Here is a 17808-nt window from a genome sequence, read left to right as displayed (position 1 = left end):
CCGGCAGCCAAAGTGCTCCTTAGAAAGGAGGTGATCCAGCCGCACCTTCCGGTACGGCTACCTTGTTACGACTTCGTCCCAATCGCCAGTCCCACCTTCGACAGCTCCCTCCCCACAAGGGGGTTGGGCCACCGGCTTCGGGTGTTACCGACTTTCGTGACGTGACGGGCGGTGTGTACAAGGCCCGGGAACGTATTCACCGCAGCAATGCTGATCTGCGATTACTAGCAACTCCGACTTCATGGGGTCGAGTTGCAGACCCCAATCCGAACTGAGACAGGCTTTTTGAGATTCGCTCCGCCTCGCGGCATCGCAGCTCATTGTACCTGCCATTGTAGCACGTGTGCAGCCCAAGACATAAGGGGCATGATGACTTGACGTCGTCCCCACCTTCCTCCGAGTTGACCCCGGCAGTCTCCTGTGAGTCCCCATCACCCCGAAGGGCATGCTGGCAACACAGAACAAGGGTTGCGCTCGTTGCGGGACTTAACCCAACATCTCACGACACGAGCTGACGACAGCCATGCACCACCTGTATACCGACCACAAGGGGGGCACCATCTCTGATGCTTTCCGGTATATGTCAAGCCTTGGTAAGGTTCTTCGCGTTGCGTCGAATTAAGCCACATGCTCCGCTGCTTGTGCGGGCCCCCGTCAATTCCTTTGAGTTTTAGCCTTGCGGCCGTACTCCCCAGGCGGGGAACTTAATGCGTTAGCTGCGGCACCGACGACGTGGAATGTCGCCAACACCTAGTTCCCACCGTTTACGGCGTGGACTACCAGGGTATCTAATCCTGTTCGCTCCCCACGCTTTCGCTCCTCAGCGTCAGTAATGGCCCAGAGATCCGCCTTCGCCACCGGTGTTCCTCCTGATATCTGCGCATTTCACCGCTACACCAGGAATTCCGATCTCCCCTACCACACTCTAGCCTGCCCGTATCGACTGCAGACCCGGGGTTAAGCCCCGGGCTTTCACAACCGACGTGACAAGCCGCCTACGAGCTCTTTACGCCCAATAATTCCGGACAACGCTTGCGCCCTACGTATTACCGCGGCTGCTGGCACGTAGTTAGCCGGCGCTTCTTCTGCAGGTACCGTCACTTTCGCTTCTTCCCTGCTGAAAGAGGTTTACAACCCGAAGGCCGTCATCCCTCACGCGGCGTCGCTGCATCAGGCTTTCGCCCATTGTGCAATATTCCCCACTGCTGCCTCCCGTAGGAGTCTGGGCCGTGTCTCAGTCCCAGTGTGGCCGGTCGCCCTCTCAGGCCGGCTACCCGTCGTCGCCTTGGTGAGCTTCTACCTCACCAACAAGCTGATAGGCCGCGGGCTCATCCTGCACCGCCGGAGCTTTCAACCCCCTCCCATGCGAGAGGGGGTGTCATCCGGTATTAGACCCCGTTTCCAGGGCTTGTCCCAGAGTGCAGGGCAGATTGCCCACGTGTTACTCACCCGTTCGCCACTAATCCACCCCGAAAGGCTTCATCGTTCGACTTGCATGTGTTAAGCACGCCGCCAGCGTTCGTCCTGAGCCAGGATCAAACTCTCCGTGAATGTTTTCCCGTAATCGGGACTACACCACGAGAGCGGAACCGTCGGGAGGAATAATCCCCACGATTCACTGCATCCTCGCTAGTGCGCCTCACCCCGGTGTGGGAGTGAGGACTTTTTCAAAGGAACCTCCAACCCACCAAAGGTGGGCCGGGGTTGTCAATCTGGCGTTGACTTTTGGCACGCTGTTGAGTTCTCAAGGAACGGACGCTTCCTTTGTACTCACCCGAGAGACTCTCTCAGGCTTTCCTCCGGGCAGTTTCCCTTCGGTCTTGCGTTTCCGACTCTATCAGACTCTTTCGTGTCCGATTTCCTCGGTGCCTTTCAGGTTTCCGCTCCGGCCTTTCGGCTTTCCGCGTTTCCCTTTCCGGCGGTCCAAACACTATCAGTCATTTTCCGCTGCTCCGACCGTGAACTCCTGCGGGCATGCAGAAGTCGATCAAAGCTAGGATCTGTCGTGATAGTCGCCGCTGAGCCACCGGGCACTCGAAGGTGCCGCTTGGCCTCAAGCAGGAGTACGACAGTACATGGGGGCGAAGGGTAGGCGCAAATCGTTTGCGCGCACCCTCTACGTCAGCCAACCGGTACCTCTCATGGGGAACCGGGACTTTTTATGACTTACGCTTCTGAAACGGTACGCCGTCCAGGACAGGCAGTGACGGTGACCATCAATCTCCACCCCTGGGAGGCTTGCCATGACCAGTGTGACGTCCCCGCTCGCCGGACGCGCCATTGGGCTCACCGCCGTTCCTGACCCGGTCTTCTCCGGTGCGATGGTCGGTCCCGGCACCGCCATCGACCCGGTGCGCGAGCCCTCGGCGGCTGTCGCGCCCGTCGACGGCATCGTCGTCTCTCTTCACCCCCACGCCTATGTAGTAGTGGACGGGCAGGGGCACGGTGTCCTGACGCACCTGGGCATCGACACCGTGCAGCTCAACGGCGAGGGCTTCGAGCTGCTCGTCAACAAGGGCGACACCGTGCAGCGCGGTCAGGAGATGGTGCGCTGGGACCCGGCGGCCGTCGAAGCCGCCGGCAAGTCCCCGATCTGCCCGATCGTTGCCCTCGAGGCCACCGCCGAGTCCCTCTCCGATGTGGTCGAGGACGGCGACGTCAAGTCCGGCGACGCGCTGTTCAGCTGGAAGTGACGCGGGCCGTCGCCGGCGGCATGCAGGTCAACCACCGCGGCGGCTGGGCCCGCCGCACTATCGGAGACGGTGAGATGGAGACAACGCTGCGAGGCGTCGGCGTGAGCCACGGTGTGGCGATCGGCGAGGTTCGGCACATGGGGACGGCGGTTCTCGAGCCGCCGGCCAAGCAGATTCCGACGGAGGACGCGGAGCGCGAGCAGGGGCGCGCCCGTCAGGCCGTGGAAGCTGTGGCGGCCGATCTGATTGCACGCGGCAATCTGGCCGGTGGCGAGGCACAGCACGTGCTCGAGGCCCAGGCCATGATGGCGCAGGACCCGGAGCTCATGGCCGATGTCGACCGCCGTATCGCCGTCGGCAGCACGGCGGAGCGTGCGGTGTACGACGCCTTCGCGTCTTATCGGGCGTTGCTGGCCGGTGCCGGTGAGTACCTCGCGGGTCGCGTCGCCGACCTGGACGACGTGCGGAACCGGATCGTGGCTCGGCTGCTCGGGGTGCCTATGCCCGGTGTCCCGGACAGCGACAAGCCCTACGTGCTGATCGCGCGGGACCTGGCTCCCGCGGACACGGCGCTGCTCGACCCGACGCTCGTGCTCGGCTTCGTCACCGAGGAGGGCGGGCCGACCAGTCACAGCGCGATTCTGGCGCGGGCGCTCGGAGTGCCGGCCGTGGTCGCGCTGCCCGGGGCGGGCGAGCTGGCCGAGGGCACGGTGATCGCTGTCGACGGCAGCACCGGCGACATCTTCGTCGACCCGAGTCCGGAGAAGCGGGCCGAGCTGGAGGCCGCCTCCGCCGCGCGGAAGGCCGCGCTGGCCGCGTCGTCCGGTCCGGGTGCGACGTCCGACGGTCACAAGGTGCCGCTGCTGGCCAACGTCGGCGGTCCGGCCGACGTGCCGGCCGCGGTCGAGGCCGGTGCCGAGGGTGTCGGTCTCTTCCGTACCGAATTCCTCTTCCTTGACGACAGCAGCAGGGCTCCTTCCGAGGAGAAGCAGGTCGAGGCGTACCGGAAGGTTCTCGAGGCGTTCCCCGAGGGTCGCGTCGTGGTGCGCGTCCTCGACGCCGGTGCGGACAAGCCGCTGGACTTCCTGACGCCCGCCGACGAGCCGAACCCGGCTCTGGGTGTGCGTGGTCTGCGTTCCCTTCTCGAGCACCCCGAGGTTCTGCGTACGCAGCTGACCGCGCTGGCCAAGGCTGTTGAGGGGCTGCCGGTCTACCTCGAGGTCATGGCGCCGATGGTCGCCGACCGTGCCGACGCGAAGGCCTTCGCGGACGCGTGCCGTGAGGCGGGTCTTGAGGCGAAGTTCGGTGCGATGGTCGAGATTCCGTCGGCCGCTCTGCGGGCGCGTTCGATCCTTCAGGAGGTCGAGTTCCTTTCGCTGGGGACCAATGACCTCGCGCAGTACACGTTCGCCGCTGACCGGCAGGTCGGTGCGGTGTCCCGGCTCCAGGACCCGTGGCAGCCCGCGCTGCTGGACCTGGTCGCGCTGTCCGCGGACGCGGCGAGGGCCGAGGGCAAGAGCTGCGGTGTCTGCGGTGAGGCCGCGTCCGACCCGCTGCTCGCGTGCGTTCTGACCGGTCTGGGCGTCACCTCCCTTTCCATGGGTGCGGCGTCGATTCCTTACGTGCGGACTGCGCTCGGCAAGTACACGCTGGCTCAGTGCGAGCGTGCGGCCTCGGCCGCACGTGCTGCGGACTCTGCCGAGGAGGCCCGCAAGGCCGCTCAGGCGGTGCTGTCCGGCGAGTAGCCGGAAGCCGGTTCGTTGTCGTGGGGCGCTCCACCTTCGTGGTGGAGCGCCCCACGGTCGTTTCAGTGGGTGTGCTCGCCCTCGGGGCCGGTGTCTCCGAGGTCGGGCGCCGCGCAGTAGTCGACACCGGACTCGGGTGCGACGAGATCGCCGGACTGGGCGTCGGTGCAGTAGGCGTCGAAGACTTCCGCCGCCGTGAGGGGTTGCAGGCGTTCGTCGCGCAGGCGCCAGCCCTGGACGCGGTCGTCCCTGTCCGGCGCGGTGGTGCGCATGACCAGGCCGCCCGGGCTTGCGGTGGCGAGGCCGACGGCCAGGACCGTGGTGAACTCGAGCGCCTCCTTCTCGTCGAGTCGTGTGCTGTCCTCGGTGTAGCGGTCGACGTGGAGCACCGACAGCAGTGATTCGGCGTCTGTGGGGACGCTGCACACGAGGTGGTGTGCGCCGATGCCTGCCGTGTCGAGGACCCGCGTCAGGAGGAGCGAGGCGCGGGCGAAAGCGTCCCTTCCGATGTCCCGGCCGCAGGCGCCGCACACTCCGATCCGGGCAAGGACGGACGAGGCGTACTCCCAGGTGGCCTGTCGGACGGCTTCGTCGACCAGGTCGGGCAGGAGGTCGGCCAAGGGCTGACCTTCGTACGGGACGGTGGCGCCCATGACAGCCAGTTCGGCGGTGAACCGGGTGCGGCTGGTGGGGGTGTCCGGTTCGAGGCCGCTCTCGGCGCAGAACTCCGCGTACTCCTCGGGGTCGAAGAGGGCGACGGTGGTGTGTCCGCCCTGGGCGGCGAGGGCTTGGAGGAAGCTCTCGACCTGCTGGAGGTATGTGTCGTGGTCGTCGAAGGCGAAGGTGCGGTAACTCCGCATCGCCGTGAAGTCGCGTTCGTCGGCGAGGAGGCCGATGATGCCCGCGACTTCACGGCGCAGGACGCGTCGCATGCCGGCGTGCTGGGTGTGCTGGGTGTGCGCCATGGTTCCCCCTGTGAACTGTAGGTCAATGCTCACTCAGAGTAATCGTGGGCACTGACAACGGCGGGAACCCGGGTTCGGTCAGGGGCGGTTGCGGGCGATGTCCTCGTAGAAACGCAGGAGTTCGACGCTGTCGACCGAGCCGAGGTTGACAGCCTTTTCCAGGGGTGTGCCTTGGAGGAGGCGTTTGACGGGGACCTCGATGCGCTTGCCGGTGAGGGTGTGCGGGACGCCGGGGGCTTCGATGATGTCGTCGGGGATGTGGCGGGGGGAGAGGTTCTCGCGGATGGTCCGCTTGATGCGGGCGCGGAGGTCGTCGTCGAGTGCGGCGCCCGGTGCGAGGTGGACGAAGAGGGGCATCCAGTAGCCGCCATCGGGCTGTTCGAGGCCGATGACGAGGGACTCGCGGATCTCGGGGAGGCGTTCGACGGCCTCGTAGATGTCCGCCGATCCCATACGGACGCCCTGACGGTTCAGGGTGGAGTCCGAGCGGCCGTGGATCACGACCGAGCCGCGGGAGGTGAGGGTGATCCAGTCTCCGTGCCGCCAGACGCCGGGGTAGGTGTCGAAGTAACTGTCGTGGTAGCGGCTGCCGTCGGGGTCGTTCCAGAAGCGGATCGGCATCGAGGGCATGGGGTTGGTGACGACGAGTTCACCGACCTCGTCGATGAGCGGCTTACCCTGCGGGTCCCAGGACTGGAGGTCCGTGCCGAGGCAGGGAGCCTGGAGTTCGCCGATGTGGACGGGCAGGGTCGGGACAGCTCCGGCGAAGCAGGAGCAGACGTCCGTGCCGCCGCTGACGGAGGCGATCCAGAGGTCTTCGCGAACCTCGTCGTGCAGCCAGCGGAAGCCGTCGGGCGGGAGCGGCGAGCCGGTCGTGGCAACGCACTTGACGCGCGTGAGGTCGTGGTCGCGCGAGGGGTGGACGCCGGCCTTGCGGCAGGCCATGACGTAGGCGGCCGAGGTGCCGAAGAGGGTGGCTCCGGTGCGTTCGGCGACGGCCCATTGGGCGCCGGTGTCGGGGTAGCCGGGGCTGCCGTCGTAGACGACGATCGTGGTGCCCGTGAGGAGGCCGGAGGCGAGGAAGTTCCACATCATCCAGCCGGTGGACGTGTACCAGAAGAAGCGGTCGCCGGGGCCGAGGTCGCAGTGCAGGCCGAGCTGTTTGAGGTGCTCGATAAGGATGCCGCCCTGGGACTGGACGATCGCCTTGGGGAGTCCGGTCGTGCCTGAGGAGTACAGGACCCACAGCGGGTGGTCGAAGGGGACGGCCTCGAAGACGGGCTCGGTGTCGGCGGAGGTGAGCTCCGACCACTCGAGGGCCCCTTCGGGGGCGTCCGTGCCGAGCAGCGGGATGTGGACGACCGCGCGGAGGGTGGGCAGTTCGGCGCGGAGTTCGCTGACCGTGTCGCGGCGGTCGTGCTCCTTGCCTCCGTAGCGGTAGCCGTCGACGGTGAACAGGACGACGGGTTCGACCTGCTGGAAGCGGTCGAGGACGCTGCGGGCGCCGAAGTCTGGGGCGCAGGACGTCCAGACTCCGCCGACGGCCGCGGTCGCGAGGAGGGCGACGACGGCCTCGGGGATGTTCGGCAGGTAGCCGCTGACCCGGTCTCCCGGGCGTACGCCGATGGCCCGCAGCTCGGCGGCGAGCGAGCCGACCTGGCGGCGCAGTTCGGCCCAGGTCACGGGGCGGATTTCGTGTGTCTCGTCCACATGGAGGATGGCCGGGGTGTCCGCGCGCGCGGGATCGGTGGCCGTGCGCAGGGCGTGTTCGGCGTAGTTCAGGGAGGCGCCGGGGAACCACTCGGCTCCGGGCATGGCACGGTCGCCGAGCACGCGCGTGTAGGGGGTGGTGAACCGGATGTCGAACCAGTCGGCGACGGCCTTCCAGAACGTGTCGAGTTCGGTCACCGACCAGCGGTGCAGTGCTTCGTAACCGCCGTCGGCGGGGGCTCCGTAGTGTTCGGACGCCCAGGCCTGGAAGCGCGTGATCTGCGCCTCGGCGATGAATTCCTCGTCGGGCTTCCAGAGCGGCGTCGGATTCGCTGCTGACGGCATGGGGCGGCTCCCGGATGTACGCGTGGTGTGCGTCGGTCCCGCGCACGGGCCGGTGTGTGCGCGTGACGCGGCTGACAGGGACGATGCCATGTGATCGACTTCCGCACCAGGTTGTGCCCCACATAGTCCGTGTCGTGAAGATGTGCTGCCACCACGGATGAACGGCAGCTGAACGACTCACCTTTGCGCGCCGCGCAATGACAGGGTGAGCAGCATGAACGGTCGTGACCTGGTACGCGCGGTGAGGGCGGTCGGCTTGGTGGGTGCGGTCCAGGGTTTGCGGGCGGTGCGGTCCTCGTGGCGCAGGAGGCGGGCCGATGCGGTGGGTCTGCGGCCCAGGGGGCCGGAGCGGGCGAGGGTGCCGGGTCCGGTGACCGAGGCCGAGCCGGCGCCCGGTGGTGGCGTCGTCCGGTTCACGCGGTCCGGGCTGCGGATCACGGTGACGGTGACGGGCGCGGTCTTCTGGGGCTGGGACGGGGCGGACCCGGAGCCGTCGTACGCGCTCGCGGGTTCCTGTCCGCAGCCGGATCCGCGGGCCGTCCTGGAGCCGGACAAGGACGGCGGCTGGCGCGTGGTGTCGGAGCGGGTGACCGTCGTCGTGTCGCGGCACGGCGCTGTCTCCGTGTGCACTCCGGGTGGTGTGGTGCTGCGGCGGGATCTGCCGCCGCGCTGGTGGGAGCCCGCGGACGGGGGCGAGGCGCGGTGGGTGCAGCGGTCCGAGGTGGCCGCCGACGCGCGGTTCTTCGGTCTGGGGGGCCGGGCGTCGGGGCCTCGGCTGCGGGACGGCACGTACCGCCTGTGGAACACGGATCCGGGCGGTTCGTTCGGGCCGGGGGACGATCCGCTGTACCTGACCATGCCGGTGCAGATGGTGGTCGCCGACGCGGGCACCCATCTGGTGTTCCACGACAACTCGTGGGACGGCACGGTGACCCTGTCCGAGGGCGAGGAGGGTGCTGGTTCCGGGCACGACCGTGCGGGGACGTGCGAGGTCCGGATGGAGGGCGGTCCGCTGCGCTGCTGGGTCATGGTGGGTGCCCCCGCGCGCGTGCTACGCGCATGGGCGTCGCTGACCGGTGCTCCCGCGCTGCCGCCGGCCTGGGCGCTCGGGTATCAGCACTCGCGTTGGGGCTTCGGCGGGGAGCAGGCGGTGCGGCGGATCGTCGAGGGCTACCGGGAGCGGGGCCTCCCGCTCGACGTGGTCCATCTGGACATCGAACATCTCGACGCGTTTCAGGTGTTCACGGTCGACCGGGAGACCTATCCGGGTCTTCCGCGGCTCGCCGAGGACCTGCGCGCGGACGGTGTGCGGCTGGTGTCGATCGTCGACCCGGCGATCAAGGCGGAGGCGGGGAACGCCGTGTACGACGCGGGAGCGTCCATGGACGCCTTCGTGAAGGACGCGGCGGGGAGGGCCGTGCGGGGCGTGGTGTGGCCCGGTGAGTCGGTGTATCCCGACTTCACCGACCGGGCGGTGCGCAAGTGGTGGGGCGGTCTGTACGAGGAGCGGCTCGCCCAGGGCTTCTCGGGGTTCTGGCACGACATGAACGAGCCGGTGTCCTTCGCCGCGTTCGGTGACCCGACGCTGCCCCGCTCGGCACGGCACTCCCTGGAGGGACGGGGCGGCGACCATCGGGAGGCGCACAACGTGTACGGGCTGTGCATGGCGCGCGCCTGCTACGAGGGGCTGCGTGAACTGCGGCCCCAGGAGCGGCCGTTCCTGTTCTCGCGCTCGGGCTGGGCGGGGATGCAGCGCTACGGAGGGACCTGGTCGGGCGATGTCGCTTCGGGGTGGCCCGGGTTGCACGCTTCGTTGTCCCTGGTGCTGGGTCTCGGTCTGTGCGGTGTGCCGTACTCGGGGCCGGACGTGGGCGGGTTCGACGGGGAGCCGTCTCCTGAGCTGTATCTGCGGTGGTTCCAGCTGGGTGCGTATCTGCCGCTGTTCCGTACGCATGCGGCGCTGCGTGCGGGGCGTCGGGAGCCGTGGGAATTCGGTGACGAGGTGCTGGGGCACGCGCGCGTGGCACTCGTCGAGCGCCGGCGGCTGCTGCCGTATTTCGTGACGCTGGCCCATCTCGCGCGGCGTACGGGTGCTCCGTATGTGCGGCCTGCGTGGTGGGGTGCTCCGGAGGACAGGGCGTTGCGGGACTGCGAGGACGCGTTCTTGTTGGGTGACTCCCTGTTGGTGGCTCCGGTCCTGGAGCCGGGTGCGGACCGGCGGGCGGTGCGGCTGCCGCGCGGGCGCTGGTACGACACGGCGAGCGGGCAGGCGCATGAGGGGCCCGGCCAGGTTCTGGTGGACGCGCCGCTGTCCCGTGTTCCTGTCTTCGCGCGTGCGGGTGCGGTGATCCCGGTCCGGGGCGAGGACGGGGAGTTGTGCCTGGAGGTGTGGGCTCCGGCTCAGGGGCGTACGGGTGGCGGTGTTGTCGTACCGGACGTCGGTGACGGCTGGGAGGCGCCGGACGTCCAGCGCTACACCTCGCGGTGGAGCGGCGGCAGTGTGGTGGTGGAGCGGCAGGACGAGGGCGGGCCGGCCGAGCCCGCGTACCCGGTGCGGGTCCGCGGGCTCTGAGCGTTCAGAGGGCTGGGTGGTTCATGCGGCGGGTTGTCACACGTAGCGGCCCTCGAACCAGGCGCGGACGGCCAAGGTGTGGAGGGGGAAGGCGAGTTCGGTCGGGCGGCGCAGGAGGTGCCAGCCTTCCGTCTCGTCCGTGACGGCGGGCTCGGGCAGTTCGGCGGCCGGGCGTTCCGGGAGGAGGCCGAACAGGAGCAGGTGTCCGTCGGGTGAGCTCATCGCGTCGGCGAGGCGTACGTCGCGGCTCGCCGCCTCGATGCCCGTCTCCTCCTTGAGCTCACGGACGACGGCATCGCGCCAGTCCTCCCTGTGGTCGACGAACCCGCCGGGCAGGGCGACTCCCCCGCGCGCGGGGGCGATGGTCCGAGTGATCACGACGAGAGCGGAACCGCGGCTGTCGTAGACGGCCTGGAGGGCGACCGCGACCGGCAGAGGGTTGCGGTAGCTCACGTCGGCGCAGGCCGGGCACGTGCGCGGCCATCCCGAGACGTCGGGTCCGTAGGCGGTTCCACAACTCGAACAGTGCGAATCCGGAACGGGGTTGGTTATGTGGTGGGGTGCTGACACGCCGCGGACTGTATCCGATCGCGAAGCGCGGCTCTTCCCTGGCCACCATTGATCCTGATAGATGCAGGGTTCATGACTCGAATCGCAACTGCCGTACGCAGACTCGCCGTCACCGCCGCCGCCGCGCTCCTGTGGACGGCCACCGCTCCCGGCGCCGCCCAGGCGAAGCCCGAGCCCAAGGCTCCCCCGCAGTTCGTGGCGCTGCGGGACGTCGACCCGACGATCATCCAGGAGATCCGCTACATCACTCCGCACAACTTCGTCGGGGCGCCCGTCGACGGCTACGAGAAGCCGATGTGCATCCTCACCGAGCCTGCCGCGAAGGCGCTCCACAAGGCGCAGGCCGGGCTCCTGAAGCGGGGCTACTCACTGAAGGTGTACGACTGCTACCGGCCGCAGCGGGCGGTCGACCACTTCGTGGGCTGGGCCAAGGACCTCGACGACCAGCGGATGAAGGAGGAGTTCTATCCGCAGGTCGACAAGACGCGGCTGTTCGCGGACGGTTACATCGCGGAGAAGTCCGGGCACAGCCGCGGCTCCACGCTCGATCTGACCGTCGTGAAGCTGCCGGCGCTGCCCACGCGCGCGTACGTGCCCGGTGAGCGGCTGGCGCCCTGTTACGGGCCGAAGAAGGAACGCTTCCCCGACAACTCGGTGGACATGGGTACGGGCTTCGACTGCTTCGACACGCTCGCCCACACCGACGACCCACGGATCAAGGGGGCGCAGCGCGCGAACCGTGACCTCCTGCGGGACGCCCTGGCCGCGCAGGGGTTCGTGAACCTGCCCGAGGAGTGGTGGCACTTCACGTACAAGCCGGAGCTCTTCCCGGACACGTACTTCGACTTCCCCATCTCGCGGCGTTCCTTGAGCGGCCCGCCCATGGCACACTTCTGACGGTCCATCAGATCAGCTGGTGTTCTGGTGGCGTCGTCGGATCCAGCGCGGGAGGGGCCTTGTCGCGTACGCGCACACCTGTCGTAGCCGATTGGTTCACCGGGGAGGGAGAGGACTTCCGGCTGCTCGGCACGCGATGCTCGGCCTGCGCCTCGGTCTTCTTCCCTCGCGAGGACACCTTCTGCCGCAACCCCGGCTGCGCCGGAGGGGAGCTGCTCTCCGTGCCGCTCTCCCGGCGCGGCCGGGTCTGGTCGTACACGGACAGCCGGTACCGGCCTCCGGCACCGTACGTGTCCGATCCGGAACTTCCATGGCAGCCCTACACGTTGATCGCTGTGGAACTGGAGGCGGAACGCCTGGTGATACTCGGGCAGGCCGTTCCCGGGGTCTCCGTGCCCGACCTGGAGGTGGGCATGGAGGTGGAGATCGTTCCCGGCGTGCTCGACGAGGACGGGGACACGACCTGGACGACGTGGCACTGGCGGCCGACGGGGGTGGCGGCATGACGGACGACGTGGCGGTGCTCGGCGCGGGCATGCACCCCTGGGGCAAGTGGGGGCGGGGCTTCGTCGAGTACGGGACGGTGGCGGCGCGGGCGGCGCTCGCCGACGCGGGGGTCGACTGGCGCGACGTGGAGTCCGTCGTGGGCGCGGACACGGTGCGGGGCGGGTACCCGGGCTATGTGGCGGGCGCGACGTTCGCGAAGGCGCTCGGCTGGCAGGGCGCGCGGGTCGCGAGCGTGTACGCGGCGTGCGCCTCGGGCGCCCAGGCGGTCAACACGGCGCGTACGCAGATCCTCGCGGGGCTCGCCGACGTCGTGCTCGTGGTGGGCGCCGACGCCGCACCCAAGGGGTTCTTCCGGCCGGCGGGCGGGGACCGGCACGACGATCCGGACTGGCTGCGGTTCCGGGTGCTGGGCGCGACGAACCCCGCGTACTTCGGTCTGTACGCGCGCCGGCGCATGGCCGTGCACGGGGACACGCTGGAGGACTTCGCGCGGGTCAAGGTGAAGAACGCGGCAGCGGGTGCTCTCAATCCGAACGCCCGGTACCGCAAGACGGTGACTACCGAGGAGGTGGCCGCGTCGGCGGTCGTCGCCGACCCCCTGCGGCTCCTGGACATCTGCGCCACGTCCGACGGGGCGGCCGCGCTCGTGCTGTGCGGCATGGACTTCGCGCGCAAGCACGGGGTGCGCAACCCGGTACGGATCCGCGCGGTGTCGACGGTCACGCCGACGTATCCGAACACGGTGCTCGACCTCCCGGACATCGCCACCGACTCGGCCGCGGTCGTCGAGCCGGACGGCGTCACCTTCCGCGCCTCGATCGCGCGGGCGGCGTACGAGGAGGCCGGGATCGGACCGGAAGAACTCTCCCTCGCCGAGGTGTACGACCTGTCGACCGCGCTGGAGCTCCAGTGGTACGAGGACCTGGGGCTGTGCGGCGAGGGCGAGGCGGCGAAGCTGCTGAGGGAGGGCGCGACAGCTCACGGCGGACGCATACCCGTGAACGCCAGTGGCGGACTCGCGTCCTTCGGAGAGGCGGTGCCAGCGCAGGCGATCGCCCAGGTCTGCGAGCTGACGTGGCAGTTGCGCGGCACAGCGGGCGCCCGGCAGGTGGCGGACGCGCGCGTGGGGATCACGGCGAACCAGGGACTGTTCGGGCACGGCTCGTCCGTGGTCGCGGTCCGCTGACCGGCACCCGCCGAGGGATCCGTACGCTGCGTGTTCGGCCGAAAAGGATGCGTGAACAGCTCGTGAACTGCGCCTGGGCGCGCGCCGGGGGCGCCATCATGCTTCCGTGCCTTCCTGGACGGACGCTCTCCGTTTCGCCTTTCAGCCGGTCGTCAATCTGACGACCGGAGCCGTGGCGGCCCTGGAGATACTCGCCCGTCCGGAGGTCGGCGACGTGCTGGCGCAAGCCCGGCGCAACCCTGAACTCGACGGCCGTCTGGCCGCGTTGGCGGTGCGCTCGGCGGCGCAGCGGGAGACGCTGCTGCCGCTGCACGTCAATGTGTTCGCCGGGACGGTGGCGGATCTGGGTGGCCTCGCCGCGCTGCGGGACGCCGTCCGGGACGTGGGGCGGCTGCCCTGGGAGGTGACGGTCGACATCGGTCCCCCGTTCACCCACGTGCCGCACCGGGCGCTCCTGGAGGGGGTCACGGCCCTGCGCGACGAGGGCTTCCGGGTCTGCGCGGACGGCGTCGGTGACGGCGACCTGCCGCTGCGGCTCCTGGTCGATCTGGCGCCGGACCTCGTGAAGCTCGATTCCTCGCTGCTGTCGCGTCCCGCGTCGGTGAGTGCCATGCGGACGCTGTGCGAGGGGCTGGGCGCGCTGCTGGCCGTCGAGGGCGTGGAGACGGAGTTGCAGTGCGGCGCCGCGCGGGAGGCCGGAGCGCAGCTGGCGCAAGGTGAGCTGTTCGCGCCGCCGTCGCGGCTCCCGGCGGCCGATGTGTACGTGCCGGCGCTCACGCCCCCGGTGGCGGCTCCGCCGCCTTCGGGGCCGCCCGTGCGCCAGTTCGTGCGGCCCGCCGCGCTGCTGCCCGCTTCGGCCTCGGCGGGCAGGGTACGCGCGCTGCTCACCGGGTCGCCCGACGTGTCCGGCGTGCTCCTGGTGGACTCGGCGGGCGCACCGGTGCGTTCGGTGCAGCGGGACCGCTTCCTGTTGTCGCTCTCGGGCCGCTACGGGCACGCGCTCTACGCCGACCGGCCGGCCGCGCGCCACGGTGACCGGCCGCGCACGGTGGGCGTGGACGCCACCGCCTGGGAGGTCCTCGACGTACTCGCGGACGGCGAGCGCAGCCGTACGGCCGACGATGTCGCGGTCGTCGACAAGCGGGGGCGGTGCGTGGGGATCGTGCGACTCGCCGATCTCGTGCGCGCGCTGGCCGAAAGCCGTGTCGAGGAGGCGGCCGCGCTCAATCCCCTGACGCGGCTGCCCGGTTCGGACGCCATCACGGGCGAGGTGGACCGGCGGATCGCGCAGGGACGCGGGTTCGCCCTGAGCTGGCTGGACATCGACGGGTTCAAGCAGGTCAACGACGGGGCGGGGTTCGCCGCTGGCGATGATCTGATCCGCGAGGTGGGCAGATCCCTGGAGCGGGCCGCGTCGGGCACGACCAGGGTGGGGCACATCGGAGGCGACGACTTCCTGGTACTTGCCGATCCGGACAGGCTCGATCCGCTGGCGTCCGCGGTGCTCGACGTGCCCTGGGCGGCGGGCGGACGGCCCGTCACGCTGTCGCTCGCCACAGTGCTGTGCGCCGCGGGTAGCGTCGCTGACCACCGGCAGGCGGCGGCGTCGCTGGCGCCGCTCAAGCAGGCCGCCAAGGCGCTGCCGGGGGCGAGTTGGGTCATCGGCCGCTCGGACACTCCGGGGCACGAGGTGCGACGGGGTGTGCGTTCGGGGGCGGTCCCGGCGTCCGGGGCGCCGTGGACGGGGACCGGGCCGCGCGCGGAAGCGGAATCGGGCCGCGCAGCCGCTGGATGACGCGGGCGCGGGCCGTGCGGGCGGGCGCCGCCAACCGTTCCGGTCCGCGACCTTGACGCTCCATCACGGCCGGTGAACACTTCCGGGTGTCAGTCGGCATCGCCGCACGTCGTCCCACCGCCGCTCAGGGCCCCAGCCTGTCCGTCGGGCTCCTCCTGTCGCGTTCTGGCAGGTCAGGGCCTTCCTCCAGCGGCGAAACGAGTGATCCGACTGAGCGGGAACGCCTGTCGCGGGCGTCGGGCGGGGTGCGGGAGACCCTGCCGTCGGCCGTTGCAGCCAGAGCCGTCCGGAACCAGCCATGGAAAACGCACCCTGCACTGAGGACCGGGGCGTATCGCTCCGGGCGAGGGCTTAGGAGCCGCCATGAGCAATGGAGACATCTTCGTCGGTGAGGTCATCGGGACCGCGATCCTGATTCTGTTCGGCGCCGGCGTGTGCGCCGCGGTCACGCTCAGGCATTCCAAGGCGAGAGCCTCGGGATGGGTCGTCATCGCGTTCGGGTGGGGCTTCGGCGTGCTGGCCGGGGCGTACACCGCCGCGCCGCTGTCCGGGGGCCAGCTCAACCCGGCGGTGACGATCGGCATCGCCGTGGACACCGGCAAGTGGGACAAGGTCTGGGTCTATCTGCTCGGCCAGATGGTCGGCGCGATGCTGGGCGCCGTGCTGGCCTATCTCGTCTATCTGGCCCAGTTCAACGCCAACGTCACGTCAGGGTCCGGCGAGGACGGGGCGGACGACGACGGGCCCACTCCGACGCTCGGGATCTTCTCCACGATCCCTGAGATCAACAACCCCGTGGCCAACCTGATCACCGAGATCATCGCGACGATCGCCCTCGTGCTGCCCATCCTCGCGTTCGGGCTCACCAAGGGGCTCGGGGAGTCCGGTACGACGGCGCTCGTCGTGGCCTTCCTGGTCGTCGGGATCGGCCTCTCGCTCGGTGGGCCCACCGGGTACGCCATCAACCCTGCGCGCGACCTCGGTCCGCGCATCGTGCACTCGTTTCTGCCGATCCCCAACAAGGGCACGTCCGGCTGGGGTTACGCCATCATCCCGGTGGCCGGGCCGCTGATCGGCGGCGCGCTGTCGGGGCTCATCTACAACGCGGCGTTCTGACCGCGGCCGGGCCGCGCCACGTCGCTATCGCGTCCCCGCGCGCGGGGACCTCGGACGAAGACGAAGGGGAGTCACATGCCCGACAACAATGTGAAGTACGTCGCCGCCATCGACCAGGGCACCACGTCGAGCCGCTGCATCATCTTCAACCACGGCGGGGAGATCGTCGCCGTCGACCAGCGCGAGCACCGGCAGATCTTCCCGAAGCCCGGCTGGGTGGAGCACGACGCCACCGAGATCTGGTCCAAGGTGCAGGCCGTGGTCGCCGGCGCGCTCGCCAAGGCCGGGCTGCGGGCCGACGAGCTCAGCGCCCTCGGCATCACCAACCAGCGGGAGACGACAGTCCTTTGGGACCGGGCCACGGGCCGGCCCGTGCACAACGCGATCGTGTGGCAGGACACCCGTACGTCGGCCCTGTGCAACGAGCTGGGCGGCGCGGACGGCCAGGACCGCTTCCGTGAGCAGACCGGTCTGCCGCTCGCGAGCTACTTCTCCGGACCCAAGGCGGCCTGGCTGCTCGACAACGTGCCGGGGCTGCGCGCCCGCGCCGAGCGGGGCGAGATCGCGTTCGGCACCATCGACTCCTGGCTCATCTGGAACCTGACCGGCGGCACGGACGGCGGCGTGCACGTCACCGACGTCACCAACGCCGGTCGCACCATGCTGATGAACCTGGAGACGCTCCAGTGGGACCAGGGGATCCTGTCGGCGATGAACGTGCCGCAGGCGGTGCTTCCGGAGATCAGGTCGTCGGCCGAGGTCTACGGGACGGCCGTCGGCCAGCTCTCCGGGGTGCCGGTCGCGTCCGCGCTCGGCGACCAGCAGGCCGCCATCTTCGGGCAGGCCTGCTACGACACGGGGACGGCCAAGAACACGTACGGCACAGGCAGTTTCCTGCTGCTCAACACCGGGAACCGGCCCGTCCCCTCGAAGCACGGACTGCTCACCACGATGGGGTACAAGATCGGCTCCGAGGCGCCGGTGTACTGCCTCGAAGGGTCGATCGCGATCACCGGCGCCCTGGTGCAGTGGTTCCGCGACCAGCTCGGGATCATCCGCACGGCCGACGAGATCGAGACGCTCGCGGCGAGTGTGAGTGACAACGGCGGCGCCTACATCGTGCCGGCGTTCTCGGGTCTGTTCGCGCCGTACTGGCGCTCGGACGCGCGCGGTGTCGTCACGGGGCTGACGCGGTACGTCACCAAGGCCCATCTGGCGCGGGCCGTCCTGGAGGCGACGAGCTGGCAGACGCGCGAGGTCGTCGACGCGATGTACCAGGACTCCGGCGTGCAGATCACGACGCTGAAGGTCGACGGCGGCATGACCAAGAACAATCTCCTGATGCAGCATCAGGCAGACGTCCTCGGGGTGCCGGTGATCCGGCCGCGGGTGTCGGAGACGACGTGCCTGGGCGCAGCGTACGCGGCCGGGCTCGCGACGGGGGTGTGGAACGACCTGGACGAGCTCAAGGCGCACTGGCAGCGCGACGCGGAGTGGACGCCGGCCATGGAAGGCGCGACGCGTGAGCGCGAGTACCGCAACTGGCGCAAGGCCGTGGAGAAGAGCTTCGGCTGGCACGACGACGAGGCATGACGGCCGCCGCGCGCCTCCGGTGACTGGCGCGTGGTCCTGGTGAGGGCCACGCGTGCGTGGACGACGGTCCGCACCCCGGTCGGCGAGGGTGCGGGCCGTTCCCATGTCCTTCGT

12 protein-coding genes and 1 rRNA gene are annotated in these 17808 nt (G+C 69.4%); 9 read left to right on the top strand and 4 right to left on the bottom strand.

Annotation, left to right across the window (positions count from 1 at the left end; all coding sequences use genetic code 11):
* Positions 1-23: 23 nt before the first annotated feature.
* Positions 24-1551 (bottom strand): 16S ribosomal RNA (locus OG758_RS38345).
* Positions 1552-2243: 692 nt separating this feature from the next.
* On the opposite strand from OG758_RS38345, the gene OG758_RS38340 reads away from it, so the two are divergent.
* Both OG758_RS38340 and ptsP read left to right on the top strand, forming a co-directional pair.
* Positions 2244-2693: a PTS sugar transporter subunit IIA gene (locus tag OG758_RS38340; protein ID WP_266929785.1), complete on the top strand. Its 450-nt coding sequence runs from the start codon at positions 2244-2246 to the stop codon at positions 2691-2693.
* A gap of 74 nt (positions 2694-2767) precedes the next feature.
* Positions 2768-4438 carry a phosphoenolpyruvate--protein phosphotransferase gene (gene ptsP / locus OG758_RS38335; protein ID WP_326716171.1) on the top strand — a complete coding sequence of 557 codons (1671 nt, stop codon included), beginning with the start codon at positions 2768-2770 and terminating at the stop codon, positions 4436-4438.
* Between the two features lie 62 nt (positions 4439-4500).
* Here ptsP and OG758_RS38330 read toward each other — a convergent pair whose 3' ends face one another.
* Both OG758_RS38330 and OG758_RS38325 read right to left on the bottom strand, forming a co-directional pair.
* Complete coding sequence (locus tag OG758_RS38330) at positions 4501-5403, bottom strand: hypothetical protein (protein ID WP_326714070.1); 903 nt, start codon at positions 5401-5403, stop codon at positions 4501-4503.
* Positions 5404-5481: 78 nt separating this feature from the next.
* Positions 5482-7458, bottom strand: a complete 1977-nt coding sequence (locus tag OG758_RS38325) for an acetoacetate--CoA ligase (protein WP_326714069.1) — start codon at positions 7456-7458, stop codon at positions 5482-5484.
* 214 nt (positions 7459-7672) lie between these two features.
* On the opposite strand from OG758_RS38325, the gene OG758_RS38320 reads away from it, so the two are divergent.
* Positions 7673-10030: a glycoside hydrolase family 31 protein gene (locus OG758_RS38320; RefSeq protein WP_326714068.1), complete on the top strand. Its 2358-nt coding sequence runs from the start codon at positions 7673-7675 to the stop codon at positions 10028-10030.
* 36 nt (positions 10031-10066) lie between these two features.
* Here OG758_RS38320 and OG758_RS38315 read toward each other — a convergent pair whose 3' ends face one another.
* Positions 10067-10600 (bottom strand): NUDIX domain-containing protein, encoded by a 534-nt coding sequence (locus OG758_RS38315; protein WP_227293553.1) that lies wholly within the window; start codon positions 10598-10600, stop codon positions 10067-10069.
* A 72-nt stretch (positions 10601-10672) separates the two neighbouring features.
* Between OG758_RS38315 and OG758_RS38310 the strand changes: the two genes are divergently transcribed.
* From OG758_RS38310 to glpK, 6 genes are all read left to right on the top strand, one after another.
* On the top strand, positions 10673-11497 hold the full coding sequence (locus OG758_RS38310; protein WP_326714067.1) for a M15 family metallopeptidase: 825 nt from the start codon (positions 10673-10675) through the stop codon (positions 11495-11497).
* A gap of 59 nt (positions 11498-11556) precedes the next feature.
* Positions 11557-12003, top strand: coding sequence for a Zn-ribbon domain-containing OB-fold protein (locus OG758_RS38305; protein ID WP_326714066.1), 447 nt, complete (start codon positions 11557-11559; stop codon positions 12001-12003).
* Positions 12000-13190, top strand: a complete 1191-nt coding sequence (locus tag OG758_RS38300; RefSeq protein ID WP_326714065.1) for a lipid-transfer protein — start codon at positions 12000-12002, stop codon at positions 13188-13190. Before OG758_RS38305 ends, OG758_RS38300 begins: the two co-directional genes overlap by 4 nt.
* A gap of 106 nt (positions 13191-13296) precedes the next feature.
* Positions 13297-14985, top strand: a complete 1689-nt coding sequence (locus OG758_RS38295) for a GGDEF domain-containing protein (RefSeq protein WP_326714064.1) — start codon at positions 13297-13299, stop codon at positions 14983-14985.
* A 363-nt stretch (positions 14986-15348) separates the two neighbouring features.
* On the top strand, positions 15349-16101 hold the full coding sequence (locus OG758_RS38290; RefSeq protein WP_326714063.1) for an MIP/aquaporin family protein: 753 nt from the start codon (positions 15349-15351) through the stop codon (positions 16099-16101).
* A gap of 75 nt (positions 16102-16176) precedes the next feature.
* Entirely contained in the window at positions 16177-17694 is a 1518-nt protein-coding gene (gene glpK / locus OG758_RS38285) for a glycerol kinase GlpK (RefSeq protein WP_326714062.1), read from the top strand.
* Positions 17695-17808: the final 114 nt, after the last annotated feature.

Source organism: Streptomyces sp. NBC_01474 (genome assembly GCF_035918215.1).
Taxonomy (GTDB): Bacteria; Actinomycetota; Actinomycetes; order Streptomycetales; family Streptomycetaceae; genus Streptomyces; species Streptomyces aureus.
This window is presented reverse-complemented; position numbering and strand designations above follow the sequence as displayed.